Consider the following 13,129-nt stretch of genomic DNA (forward strand, 5'->3'; position numbering starts at 1 on the left):
CGCGCTCACGCCGCGGGGCGGAACCGGCAGACGTAGAGGTCGGCTCCGCCCACGGCGCACAACTGCGGATACGGCTCGGTGTCGAGCCAGCAACAGGCGCTCAGCGGCTGCTCGACCCGCAGCCCGCTCACGCACTCGCCGGTGAACACGTCCCAGATGCGGATGGTGCTGTCGGCGCTGCACGTCAGCGCCCAGCGGCCGTCCACGCTGATGTCGCAGCCCGTGACCGGGCCGAGGTGACCGACCAGCTGGACCAGGGGCGTGAACGTCGTCGTCTCCCAGACCAGCACCGTGCCGTCGGCGCTGCTGGTCAGCAGCAGCGTTCCGCCGGGGCTGACGGCGCAGTCGAGCACGGATGCCCCGTGCCCGGTCAGCACGTGCCGCTCCTCGCCCGTCTTCGGGTCCCAGATGCGCGCGGTCCGGTCACCGCTGACGGTGGCGATCCACCGGCCGCTGGCGGTGAAGACGCACGCGTTGATCGGACCCCGGTGCCCGAACAGGCGGCGCACCTGCGAGCGGTCCGAGACGCGCCAGAGGATGGTCGTGTGATCGGCGCTCCCGGTGGCCGCGAACCGGCCGTCGGCGCTCACCGCCGCCGCGGTGACGCGGCTGCTGTGACCGGCCAGCCCGGAGGCGAACCGCAGCCCGCGGGCCTGCCACAGCCGCCCCTTGCGGTCCTCGCCGCCGCTGAGCACGACCGAGCCGTCCGCCGACACCGCGCACGAGTGCAGGGCGCTCGGCCCGGACTCGCGGTTGATCAGCTGCTCGGCGGTCTCGGTGTTCCACATTCGCAGCGTCCGGTCCGAGCCGGCCGTGACGAGCCAGGCGCCGTCCGGTCCGCTGGCGCAGTCCCGGATGGCGCCGACGTGACCGAGCGAGTGCTCGCCCGCGCCCACGTTGCTGACATCCCAGATCCGGACCGTGTGGTCCTGGCTCGCGGTCGCCACCTGCAGCCCGTCGGGGCTGAACCGGCAGGCGTACGCCGCGACGCTGTGCGCCTCCAGGGCCCGCATGATGACGCCGGTCCGGGCGTTCCACACGACCATCGTGCCGTCGTCGCCGACCGCGCACAGCCGCATGTCGACGCTGACGTCACACGAGTTGATCCGGCCGATCGGCCCGGTATACGTGCGCTGGTACTCGCCCGTCTTCAGGTCGTAGCACCGCACCTTGTGGTCGGCGCCGGCGGTGAACAGCCACCGCCCGGTGGCGGAGATCGCGCACGAGCTCACCCAACCCTGGTGATGGCTCAGCACGTGCATCCGCTTGCCGCGCTCGACGCTCCAGATCCGCGCCGTCCCGTCGCTCGAGGCCGTCACCAGCAGGCTCGCGTCGGGGGAGAACGCGCAGTCGTTGACGATGGCGTCGTGGCCCTTCAGCGTGTGGCGCAGCCGGCCGCCGGGAAGGGTGTAGACGAGCGTGACACCGTCGGCGCAGCCGATCGCGAGGAGCGTGTCGTCCGCCGACACCGCGCAGGTGACGGCGCCGTGATGCTTGACGTTCAACTGGAGCACCGGCTCCGAGGTCTCGGCGGACCACACCCGCACGGCCCCGCTGTCGAACGCGGCGACGACGAGCGCGCCGGACGGGGAGACGCGGCAGCAGGAGGCGCGCTCGCCGGCGTTGGTGAGCGTCCTGGTCCGGCGCATGGTGCCCAGGTCCCACACGGCGACGGTACCCATGCTGTCGGACGACACCAGCGTCGTGCCCGACGGCGAGAAGCCGCAGCTGAGCACGCCGCGGGTGTGGCTGGCGAGCACGACGTGGGAGCGGCTCGACTTGACCTTCCACACGCGCGCCGAACGGTCCTCGCCGACGCTGATCACCGAACCGCCGTCGGCCGTGATCACGCAGCTGCTCACCGCGGCGCGGTGCCCGCGCAGCAGCTCCTCGGCGTGGCCGGTCTCCACGTCGGTGATCTGGATCAGCCCGTTGGCGTCGGCGGTGAGGAACCACGTGTCGTCCGGGCTGATCGCGCAGGTGTTGATGGTGCTGACGTGGTGCGTCGCGATCTCCTTGCCGGTGCCGCCGGTCAGGTCCCACATGCTGACCGTCCCCTCGGACGATCCGGTCAGCAGCCAGGAACAGTCGTTGGCGATCGCCAGCGTCGCGCCGCGCCGCCCCACCGTCGCGCTGAACCGGGAGGTCGCCGGGAACACGTTGAAGACGTGCCGCAGCTCCCAGGTCTCCGCGTCCCACAGCCGGACCCGGCCGTCCGCGCAGGCCGTGGCCAGCCAGCGCCCGTCGGAGGAGACGACGGCGAGGTACACCTCGTCCTCGTGGTCGGTCAGCGTCGCGAGGCACTCGCCGGTCGCGACGTCCCAGATGCGCGCCCGCGAGTCCGCGGCCGTGACGATCCAGCTCATGTCCGGGGCGATGGCGACGCTCGTGATGCGCCGGAACGAGGCGCTCAGCTGCTGCATCGGCATGCCGGTGCCGGCGTCGCGGACGATGACGTCGCCGTCGTCGGTGCCGGTCACGCACCAGCGCCCGTTGGGCGCGATGGCGCAGCACGGGACGACGCCGTTCTGCGTGGCCGTCCACAGGGCCTCGCCGGTCCGCGTCGACCAGAGCTTCGCCGTGCCGTCGGCGCTCGCCGTCACCAGCAGCGCGCCGTCGAAGCTGGCCGCCACGTCGAGCACGGCGGCGTCGTGCCCGACGAGGGCGTGGATGAGCTGGCCGGTGGACATGTCGAAGAGCCGCACCACGGAGTCCGAGGCGAGCACCCCGAACCAGGCCAGGCTCGGGTCCGCGAAGCACCGCGAGACGACGTCGGCCTGGATCTGGATCGTGCGCGCGAGGGCGGGATGGGGCTCGTCCGGCAGGGGCCAGCTCGGCAGGGTCAGCGGCTCGACCCGGTCCTCCTGGTAGGCCGCGACGAAGCTGCGCAGGTCCGAGTACACGGCCATCCGGCTCAGCAGCGTCGACACGAGGGCGCTGCGCGGCTCGACGTCGACGAGCAGGTGCGTGTTGCGGCTCACGCACAGGCGCATGGTCTCCACCGTCCGGTCGCCGGAGTCGGTGAGGTCCGACTCGAGCGCCACCGGGCCCCGGTGGTCGAGCTTGGCCATCACGTACCGCAGGTCGCACAGCACCGACACGGCGAGCTGCGGCAGTGCGGCCTCACGCATGTGGTAGATGAGCTGATCCCACAGGTAGCGGTTCGCGGCCGGAATCAGCCACCACCCGGTCTCGCCCGTGACCGGATCGGCCGGGATCTCGCTCCAGGCGCCCTCCAGCAGCAACCGGTTCATCTGCGTGAGCCGCGCACCGGCGCGCTGGCGCAGGTAGGTCCGGATCACGTCGTGCAGCCGCAGCGCGGATCGGTCCTCGCGGCCGGGCAGCGCGAGCGAGAGGTCGACGAGCCGGGCCGAGACGAGATCGACGTCGAAGTCGGCCAGGCCGCCGGTCGCCTTCCAGAACGACACGAGCGTGGCTCGCGTGATGTCGACGTCCTCCGGGAAGACCGCCAGCTCGAGGTAGCGGTCGAGGTACTCCGACGACAGGCCGGACAGGCTGACCTCGAGCGTCGCGGCGACCGCCTCGGCCCGGCGGCGCGGGTTCGTGAGATCGAGCGAGGTCGGGCCGCGGTCGCGAATGCGCCGGGCGGTCACGTCGGCGGCCTCGGCCGGTGATCGGCCGCCGCGGATCAGGCTCCTGATGGTGGCGTTGACCAGGCCCATCAGCACGGGCCACTGGCCGGTCACGGCGAGCAGGTCGTCGAGGAGCAGGTGCGGAATGCTGCCGACGCCGGCCTGCAGCATCTCGCGGGCCTCGGCGTTGCGCATCGCGTCGACCACGATGGTGCGGGCGTTGTCCGGCAGGACCGCGTGGATCCTCGTCGTGACGAGCCGCGAGCAGTTGGGCCCGCCGAACATGAACGGCGTGAGCTGGGTGGCCTGCCAGACGTCGTCGATCACCAGGAGCCGGCGCTCGTCGGCCAGCAGCTGCCCGAGCCGGAAGCCGGCCTGCTCCGGGTCCGTGAGCGCCGGCCGCACGCCGCTCAGCGCCTCGCTGAGGTCGTTGATCTTCGCGGAGAGCTCGACGCCGGTGGCGCTCTCGCCGATGGTGATCCACAGAATGCCGCCCGGGAACATCCGCTGCGCGGCCGATGACCGGCACACCTCCTCGGCCGTCGTCGTCTTGCCGAACCCGCCCGCGCCCTGCAGCGCCGTGGTCAGGCCGACGGTGCCCGGCCCCTGCTGCTCCAGCAGGTCGATCACGCTGTTGAGCAGCTCGATCCGCTCGACCACGTGCCCGCTTCGCGGGCGGACCATGTACGGCGCGGCGGCCGCCGGGCCGGCCGCCACCGGCCGGTCGATGCAGTGCTCCACGAGGCCGCGCACGACATCGGCGCTGATCATGTACACGTCGTTGGCGGTGTCCTCGGCCCCGGCCGCCTGGACGACGCCGACCACCTGCCCGGTCCCCGGGTCCCACGCGGGGCCGCCGCTGAAGCCGCGGCCGACCCGGAACGTGCCGGCCGTCGGCTGGTCGACCTGCAGGCGGCTCCGGTCGGTGCTGCCCATGATCTGGCCGCCGACGTGCCCCTCGTTCGCGCGCCCGGGCGTGGGCCCCCACATGCGCACGGGCCCGGCGGTGCTGGCCGCCGCGAGAGGCAGCGGGGCGACACCGGCCGGCAGGCCCCCGACGACCTCGATCAGCGCGAGGTCGAAGAGGTCGAAGGTGCCGTTGCCCGGCAGCCAGCCGACGACCTTGGCGATCCGCTGCGCCGGGGCGCCGTCCTCGTCGGCGAACGGGAACGTGACGACCACGTCGGCGGAGTCCGGCTTCCCGGGCTCCCGGGCCGGACGGTTCAGCACCGCGTTGATCACGTGTGCGCAGGTGACGAGATGGACGTCGTCGACCGGAAACGCCAGCCCCACCGGGCCGTTCTTGCCCAGCACGCGGGCAATCGACCACTCTGGTCCCGTCGGCGTCACCAAGGACCTCCCGCCCTAGTCGCCCCTCCTCAGTGATACCGCACGCGACTTTGCGGGCACAGCGCGCAAACGGACCCCTCGGGTCGGCCGATGGGACGGGGTCGATTCCACCGAAAATCATCGATTCCGTATCGGGTGCCGTGAGGCGGGACCGGGCCCGGGCGACGACGCGCGGCGCTCAGAGGGAGAGGGTCACCGGAAGGCGGCGCAGCCAGAGGTCCAGGCCGAGGACGAGCTCCAGGGCTCGGCGGCCCGCGTCGTGGCCGGGCGGGGCGATGGGCGCCACGACCAGGTGCCAGGCGCGCGTGCGGTCGAGCAGCGGCAGCACCGGGCTGGACGAGTCCTCGAGGGCATGCATGAGCTGGGCGCGCAGGGCCAGCTCGTACGCCGGATCCGCCACCGCCGGGTAGGGGCTCTTGCGGCGTTGCGGCGCCAATGCGGGCAGGGCCGCGCGCAGGAGGCTCTTCTCGTGGCCGTCGGCGGTGTGCAGCGACCACGGGACGTTGTGCACGTACTCGACCAGCCGGTGGTCGCAGAACGGCACGCGGACCTCGACCCCGCACGCGGCGCTCATCCGGTCGGTGCGGTCCAGCAGGATCGGCAGGAGCCGGGTCAGCTGGAGGTGGCGCACCTCCCGCATGCGCCGGTCCGGCCGCGGCTCGTCGTCCACGTGGTCCACTTCGGACAGTGCGTCCCGGTAGGCGGCGTCGCGATACTCGACGAGGTCCAGCGCGGTGCTCAGGCCGGGATCGAGCACGTCCGCCGGCGGGCCGTCGGGGTCGGCGCGGACCAGGTAGGGCGGGACGAGCCACGGGAACGTGCCGGCGTCGCGCGCCCGCTCGTCGTGGCACCACGGGTAGCCGCCGAACAGCTCGTCCGCGCCCTCGCCGGACAGGGCCACCGTCGAATGCTCGGCGACGGCGCGGAACAGCAGGTACAAGGACGTGTGAAAATCGCCGAGGCCGGTCGGGAACTCCAGGGCGGCGAGCGCCTCGGCCCGGGGGAGCGGGTCGGCGATCGCCGCCGCGTCCAGGACCACCGACTCGTGGCGGGCGCCGAGCGCCTCGGCGGCCGCACGGGCGTGCGGGCCGTCGGTGGAGCCGGGCACCTCGGCCGCGACCGTGCGCAGCGAGCCCAGCTCCCGCGCGGCCAGGCCGGCGACCACGGTGGAGTCGAGGCCGCCGGACAGCAGCGCGCACAGCGGGACGGCCGTGCGCAGATTCGCGTGTACCGCCCGCTCCACCAACCCCCGCACGGTATCCACAGTGGACTCGGGTCCGTCGGTGTGCGCGGCCGCGCCCAGGCGCCAGTACCGCCGCGCGCGCACCCCGTCGCGGTCGACCCGCACGAGCTCGCCGGGGCGGACCTCGCGCAGGTCGGCGTACACCGCATGCCCGGGCGTCCGGACGCTCGCGAGCAGCTCGCGCAGCCCGTCGAGCCCGACCCTTAGCCGGCCCAGCGGGTGCGCGGCGATGCCCTTGGGCTCCGACGCGAACAGCACGCCGCCGGGGACGGGCTGGTAGTACAGCGGCTTGATCCCGAGCCGGTCGCGGACCAGCAGCAGGCACTCGCGCCGCTCGTCCCACACCGCGAGCGCGAACATGCCCTCGAGGTGCCCGGCGAAGTCCTCGCCCCAGCGCAGGTAGGCGCGCAGCACCTCCTCGGTGTCGGTGCGCGGGCCGCCGAGGCTGTGCACGAACCCGCTGTACGTCACCGCCGCCAGCACCCGCCCGTCGCGCACGGCCAGCATCGGCTGCGCCCCGGTTCCGGGGTCGAGCACCGACAGCCGCCGGTGCCCGAGCCCGGCATGCCGCCCGAGCCACACCCCTTCGCCGTCCGGCCCGCGCAGCGCCATGGTGGCCGTCATGGCGCGCAGCGTCGGCCGGTGTGCGCGAACGTCATGGTCGAAGCCGACCCAGCCGACGATTCCGCACTCCCTCAGCACAGCACATCCGCGGCCCTCTCGGAGGCGGATCCGCCGTTGTGAGCAGACCGGGCAGGGTGCGGTAACAAGCGGGCGACGGCCCGGCAACACCGGGTGGCGAGCATGGGCGGCATGCGCAGCACTCCCCGCTTCCTGCAAGGCGTCTACACCTTCGAGGGCAAGGGTCTGGACGCGCCGTCGCCGCTCGACGCGGCACTCACCTACGTGGTGCCGGACGGGGCCGTCACGCAGCCGGTGTACCTGCGCGCCGGCAACGCCGCCGCCGAGCTCGTGTGCCTCGTGCTCATGCGGGACGGGCACCCGATGCGGTACTTCCCGGTCGGCGCGAAGGCGGACACCCACGTGGCCCTGCGGGTCGTGGAGGACCTCGAGCCCGGCTCCGGCATCGAGCTGCACGCCGCCGCGCCCGCCGGCGTCTGCGCGACCGTCGTCGTGGACCTCGGGCTGGTGGAGGTGTCATGAGCGGTCCGGAGCGAAGCGGAGGAGCCGCTCATCATGAGCACAGCCCCGAGCTCGTGCGACCGGAGCGAAGCGGAGGTCGCATGAGCAAACAGCGGCTGGTGGTGGTCGGCAACGGGATGGCCGGCGCGCGCACCGTCGAGGAGATCCTCCGGCGCGGCGGCGCGGAGCTGTTCGACATCACGATGTTCGGGGCCGAGCCCTACGGCAACTACAACCGCATCCTGCTGTCCAACGTGCTCAGCGGCGCCGAGGACGAGGCCGGGATCTTCCTCAACGACCTGGAGTGGTACCGCGAGCACGGCATCGAGCTGCGCACCGGCGTCCGCGTGACCCGCATCGACCGCTTCGCCCGCGTGGTACTCGCCGAGGACGGGACCGAGCGGGCGTACGACAAGCTGGTCATCGCCACCGGCAGCAGCGCCCACGTGCCCGCGATCCCCGGCATCCGGCACCCGAGCCGCGGCTACCACCAGGGCGTCTTCGCGTTCCGCACGCTGGACGACACCCGCGGGATGATCCGCTACGCGCGGCAGCACGAGCGCGCGGTCGTCATCGGCGGCGGGCTGCTCGGCCTTGAGGCGGCCCGCGGCCTGCAGGCGCACCTGCCGCACGTGACGCTCGTGCACTCCGGCGGCCACCTCATGCACGCCCAGCTCGACGCGCAGGGCGGGGCGATCCTGCGCCGCAGCGTCGAGGCGCTCGGCATCGAGGTCGTCACCGGCGCCCGCACCACCGAGATCCTCGGCCGCGACGCGGTCACCGGCGTCCGGCTGGGCGACGGGCGGGACATCCCCTGCGACGTCGTGGTGGTCGCGGCCGGCATCCGGCCCAACGCGGACCTCGCCGCCGCGAGCGGGCTCGTGGTCGAGCGCGGGATCGTCGTCGACGACCGGATGCGCGCCCTCGACGAGCCCGACATCTACGCCGTCGGCGAGTGCGTTCAGCACCGCGGCGAGACCTACGGCCTCGTGGCGCCGCTGTGGGAGCAGGCCCGCGTCCTCGCCGACCAGATCACCGGGGCCGACCCGGCCGCCGAGTACCACGGCACCCGCACCGCCACCCGGCTCAAGGTGGCCGGCGTCGACGTGGCCTCGATGGGCCTGCGCGAGGGCGAGCGCGACGACGACGAGACGGTGGTGTTCGCCGAGCCGCGCCGCGGTGTCTACCGCAGCGTCGTGATCCGCGACGGCCGGCTCGTGGGCGCGACCCTCGTCGGCGACGTGCGCAAGGCGGCCTCCCTGACGCAGGCGTACCACGAGGGCCTCCCCCTGCCGCCCGAACGCGCCGAGCTGCTGTTCGACCTCGGCTCGGCCCCGGACGACGTGGCCGGGCTCCCGGACGACCTGCAGGTGTGCAACTGCAACGGGGTCACCAAGCGCGCGCTGGGCGACGCCGTCTCGTCGGGCGCCCGGTCGGTCGGCGCCGCGATGGAGGCCACCCGCGCCGGCAAGGGCTGCGGCTCGTGCAAGACGCGGGTGGCCCAGATCGTCGAGTGGGCCGCGGGCGGCGCGGCGGACGAGGATCCTTCGGCGTCGTGGTACGTGCCGGGCGTACCGATGGACAAGGCATCGCTGATGGCGGCGATCCGTGCGCAGGGGCTGCGGTCGGTGTCGGCCGTGTTCGCGGCGCTCGCGCCCGGCGGGGCCGAGGACGCGAAGAGCAAGATGGGGCTCGCCTCGCTGCTGCGCATGATGTGGGGCGCGGACTACGTCGACGAGCGCGACGCGCGGTTCATCAACGACCGCGTGCACGCCAACATCCAGCGCGACGGCACCTTCTCGGTCGTGCCGCAGCTCAAGGGCGGCGTCACCACCCCCGCCCAGCTGCGGCGCATCGCCGAGGTCGCGGAGAAGTACGAGGTGCCGATGGTGAAGCTCACCGGCGGGCAGCGCATCGACCTGCTGGGGGTGCGCAAGGAGGACCTCCCGGCGATGTGGGAGGACCTCGGGATGCCGTCGGGGTGGGCGTACGGCAAATCCTTCCGCACCGTGAAGACCTGTGTCGGCGCCGAGTTCTGCCGCTTCGGCCTCGGCGACTCCACGGCCCTCGGCATCGCGATCGAGGAGCGGTACCAGGGCATCGAGGGCCCGGGCAAGCTGAAGCTCGCGGTGACCGGCTGCCCGCGCAACTGCGCAGAGGCCTACGTCAAGGACCTCGGCGTGGTCGCCATCGAGGGCGGCCGCTGGGAGATCTACGTCGGCGGCGCGGCCGGCGCGCACGTGCGCAAGGGCGACCTGCTCGCCACGGTGTCCACCCCCGCCGAGGTGCTCACCTTGACCGGGCGCTTCATCCAGTACTACCGGGAGAGCGCGAACTGGCTGGAGCGCACGTACGCGTGGGTCCCGCGGCTCGGCATCGACCACCTCCGCCTCGCGATCGTCGACGACGCCTTCGGCTGGGCCGAGCGCCTCGACGCCGCCATCGCCGACTCGGTCGCGGCCTACCGCGACCCGTGGCTCGAACGCCACGCGACGGCCACGCCCGGCCAGTTCGAGTCGGTGAGGCGGCCGTGATCGTGCGGACGGTGCTCGGCCCGCTGACGTCGATCCCGCCGGGCGAGGGCCGCGCCTACGACGTGGACGGCGCGCTGGTCGCGGTCTTCCATCTGCGCGGCGGCTCGGTGCGGGCCGTGTCCGCGATCTGCCCGCACCGGGGCGGCCCGCTGGCCGACGGCCTGACCGACCTGCGGCAGGTGGTGTGCCCCCTGCACCAGCACGCGTTCGACCTGGCGACGGGGTGCTCGACCACGGGCCAGCCGAACCTGACCGTCTACCCGGCGACCGTCGACGCGCAGGGACAGGTGGTCATCGACATCCCCGCCGGCGGCGGACGGTAGCGGGTCAGGGGAGGCGCCCGGCGCCGCCCAGGTTGCGGCGGTGTGCGACCGCGACGGCCTGGGCGCGGCTGGTCACCCCGAGCTTGGCCAGCACCGCCGAGATGTGGTGGTCGACGGTCTTCGCCGACAGCGTGAGCCGGGCGGCGATCTCGGCGTTGGTCAGGCCCTCGATGAGCAGGCCGAGGACGTCGGCCTGGCGCGGGGTCAGGCCGGCGGCGTGTGCGGCGGTCGCCCGGCGCGGGCCGCGCGGCACCCGGGCGACGCCGCGCCGGCGCAGCTCGGCCCGCAGGAGGTCGGCGGGCCTCGCGGCGCCGAGGTCGTCGTAGAGGCGCAGCGCCTCCAGCGCGGCCGGTTCGTCCCCGGCGGCGAGGGCCTCGGCCCGCAGGTACGTCGCGCCGCGGCTCGCCCACTCGTCGGCGGCCGCGCGCCACTCGCCGTCGATCATCAGGCGGTACGGGCGGGCGATGCTCTCCGGCAGCGGGCCGGTCCCGCCGGCGCGCCGGTAGCGGTAGGCGAGCCGGCCGGTGACGAAGGGCTGGCCGTCGACGGTCGCGGCGAGCTCCAGCCCGCGCAGCGCCTCCCGCTGGGCCGCCTGCGGGTCGCCGGCCCACAGGAAGTACTCCGAGCGGCCGTCGGCGACCGGCGCGACGAACTGCACGGCGTTGACGCGCAGCGCCTCCCGCAGCCCGGCGTCGAGCGTCGCCGGCGCGTCCGGGTGCCCGCGGGCGGCCAGGATGCGGCCCTTCACGGCCAGCGGCAGCACGGCGTTGATGCCGGCCCCGCCGCAGCGCGCGATGATCTCGTCGGCGTCGGTGAGCGCGTCGTCCCACTCGGCGCGCTCCAGCCGGAGCCGGCATCGGACGCCCAGCCCGAAGAGGGCCCAGCCGTCGAGGTCCTGCGTGGCCGCGTACGCGTCGACCGCCTCGGTGGCCGCCACCGCGTCGGTGTACTGCGCCAGCTCGTCGGCGAGGATGCCGGCGATGTTGCCCAGCGCGCGGGAGGCGTGCTCGGTCAGCCCGTGATCGGCGGCGGTGCGGTGCGCGGTCTCCAGGGCCTGCCGCGCGCCGGGGGCGCCCAGGGCGAGCCGGGCCGTCTCGACGCTGATCGTGGCCGACAGCGCGGTGTCGACGTCGCCCAGCCGCTCGGCGACGGCGCGGGCGCGCTCGCCCCAGGCGACGGCCTTGTCGAGCTCGTACGTCAGGCAGGACAGCTGCGCCAGGTTCCCGTATGCCGCGGCGAGCTGCCGCTCCCCGCCCAGCTCGGCGGCCACGGTCACCGCCCGGCCGGCCGCCCGCCGGGCCAGCCGCGCGTCGCCGGTCCACCAGGCCAGCCGGGAGATCCAGCGCAGGTTCTCGCCGACCCGGTCCGGCTGCTCCAGCGTCTCGCGCAGGGCGAGCGCGGCGTGGAGGGCGCGCAGGCCCTCGTCGTGCGGCCCGGCGAGGTAGGCCTGCCCGGCGTACTCCTCCAGCAGCGCGGCCCGCTCGGGCGGGGCGAGCCGCGCGGCGTGCTCGACGGCGGCCCGGTAGTGCGCGACGGCCTCGCGGTGCGCGCCCTGCCGCCCGGCGCCGGCCCCGGCGATCCGGCCGTACCGCAGCACCGCCCCGCTGTCGCCCGCGTTGACGGCGTGGTGCACCAGCCGGCCCGGGTCGACGCCCGCCACCCCGGCCAGCACCTCGAGCACCCGCCGATGCAGCGCCGCCCGCCGCGCCGGCGACAGCGCGTCCTCGACGGCGCCGCGCAGCAGCTCGTGCCGGAACGCCACGCCGTCGCCGGAGGGCACCAGCACCCCGCCCGCGATCGCCTCGTCGACCTGGTCGGGCGCGTTCGCGACGAGCGCCCCGTCGGCGCGGGTCGGGACGACCGACACCAGCTGCGCCAGCTCCCGGGCGGCCGCGGGCAGTGCCCGCATCCGATCCAGAATCAGATCCTGTACCGCCGCCGGCACCTCGGCCGCCCCGGTCTTGAGCAACTCCGTGACGAGCAGCGGATTGCCCCCGGTGAGCCGGTGCACCACGACCGGATCGCGCCCGGCGCGGCGGGCCTGCTCGGCGACCGTCTCCGGCGACAGCGGGGCGAGCGCGATCCGGTCGACGGCCCGGCTCGGCAGGGAGGCGAGCGCGCCGCGCAGCGGGTGCTCCGGGCCGAGCTCGTCGTCGCGGTACGTCAGCACGAGCAACGCCGCGACCCGGTCGACGCGCCGGCCGAGGAACATCAGCCAGTCCAGCGTCGCCTCGTCGGCCCAGTGCGCGTCCTCGACCACGACGACCGGCCGCGCCCGCTGCCGCGGCCCCGACAGCTCGTCGAGGAACGCGGCGAACACCTCGCCCGGGGCCGCGCCCGCGTCCAGCCGGGCGGCGAGGGCGCCGCCGGTCTGCCGGCCGATGTCCCGCAGCGGCCCGAGGACGCGCGGCGTGACCAGCCGGTCGCACGCGCCCCACAGGATTCGGGCGCGGCTGCCGCAGCGCCGGGCGAACTCGGCGACGACGGCGGACTTGCCGAGCCCGGCCTCGCCGGACACGACCGCGACCCGCCCGCCGTCGCCGGCCCGGCGCAGCAGGTCATCGAGCCGGTCGAGGGCCGCGGACCGCTCCCACAGCTCCATCCGCCGATCGTACGGTCCGGCCCGGGGCCGTCGGCGCGCCGACGGGTCAGATCCGCTTGCGCACGATGCCGACCAGCTTCTTGGCCCATCTTGCAGTGATCGATAGCACCCTGGAGGCGACCGTCCGGCACCCGGTATGGTCACGCGTCGGCGCGACGATGGTCGGTGCCCAGAAGCTTGCGAACAGGAGTCGACGTGGTGTTGTCGGTAACGGCCGGGCTGGTGCTCGTGCCCTGCGTGTGGTTGCTCGGCTCCCTCGCGGGCGTGGCCGCGCGCACGCTCGCCGGCGAGGCGCGCATCCACTACACCGTCCGCCGCTGGACCCGCACCGGCATGTGACG

7 protein-coding genes are annotated in these 13,129 nt (G+C 74.4%); 4 read left to right on the top strand and 3 right to left on the bottom strand.

Annotated features, from left to right (window positions below; all coding sequences use genetic code 11):
- Nucleotides 1–5 precede the first annotated feature (5 nt).
- The gene (locus ABT369_RS49340; protein ID WP_350624105.1) at nucleotides 6–4,907 is read right to left on the bottom strand and encodes a WD40 domain-containing protein; all 4,902 of its coding nucleotides are present in this window, start codon (nucleotides 4,905–4,907) and stop codon (nucleotides 6–8) included.
- A 214-nt stretch (nucleotides 4,908–5,121) separates the two neighbouring features.
- On the bottom strand, nucleotides 5,122–6,888 hold the full coding sequence (gene asnB / locus ABT369_RS49345) for an asparagine synthase (glutamine-hydrolyzing) (protein ID WP_350624107.1): 1,767 nt from the start codon (nucleotides 6,886–6,888) through the stop codon (nucleotides 5,122–5,124).
- 111 nt (nucleotides 6,889–6,999) lie between these two features.
- Here asnB and ABT369_RS49350 point away from each other — a divergent pair, with 111 nt between their 5' ends.
- From ABT369_RS49350 to ABT369_RS49360, 3 genes are all read left to right on the top strand, one after another.
- On the top strand, nucleotides 7,000–7,350 hold the full coding sequence (locus ABT369_RS49350) for a molybdopterin oxidoreductase (RefSeq protein WP_350624109.1): 351 nt from the start codon (nucleotides 7,000–7,002) through the stop codon (nucleotides 7,348–7,350).
- Nucleotides 7,351–7,430: 80 nt separating this feature from the next.
- Nucleotides 7,431–9,863, top strand: coding sequence for a nitrite reductase large subunit NirB (gene nirB, locus ABT369_RS49355; protein ID WP_350624111.1), 2,433 nt, complete (start codon nucleotides 7,431–7,433; stop codon nucleotides 9,861–9,863).
- Nucleotides 9,860–10,186, top strand: coding sequence for a Rieske (2Fe-2S) protein (locus ABT369_RS49360; RefSeq protein ID WP_350624113.1), 327 nt, complete (start codon nucleotides 9,860–9,862; stop codon nucleotides 10,184–10,186). The genes nirB and ABT369_RS49360 overlap by 4 nt, the downstream gene beginning before the upstream one ends.
- A 4-nt stretch (nucleotides 10,187–10,190) precedes the next feature.
- On the opposite strand, the gene ABT369_RS49365 is transcribed toward ABT369_RS49360, so the two are convergent.
- Complete coding sequence (locus ABT369_RS49365) at nucleotides 10,191–12,788, bottom strand: ATP-binding protein (protein WP_350624115.1); 2,598 nt, start codon at nucleotides 12,786–12,788, stop codon at nucleotides 10,191–10,193.
- A 195-nt stretch (nucleotides 12,789–12,983) separates the two neighbouring features.
- Between ABT369_RS49365 and ABT369_RS49370 the strand changes: the two genes are divergently transcribed.
- Nucleotides 12,984–13,127, top strand: a complete 144-nt coding sequence (locus ABT369_RS49370; RefSeq protein ID WP_350624117.1) for a hypothetical protein — start codon at nucleotides 12,984–12,986, stop codon at nucleotides 13,125–13,127.
- Nucleotides 13,128–13,129 lie beyond the last annotated feature (2 nt).

This window comes from Dactylosporangium sp. NPDC000244, from assembly GCF_040300725.1.
Taxonomy (GTDB): domain Bacteria; phylum Actinomycetota; class Actinomycetes; order Mycobacteriales; family Micromonosporaceae; genus Dactylosporangium.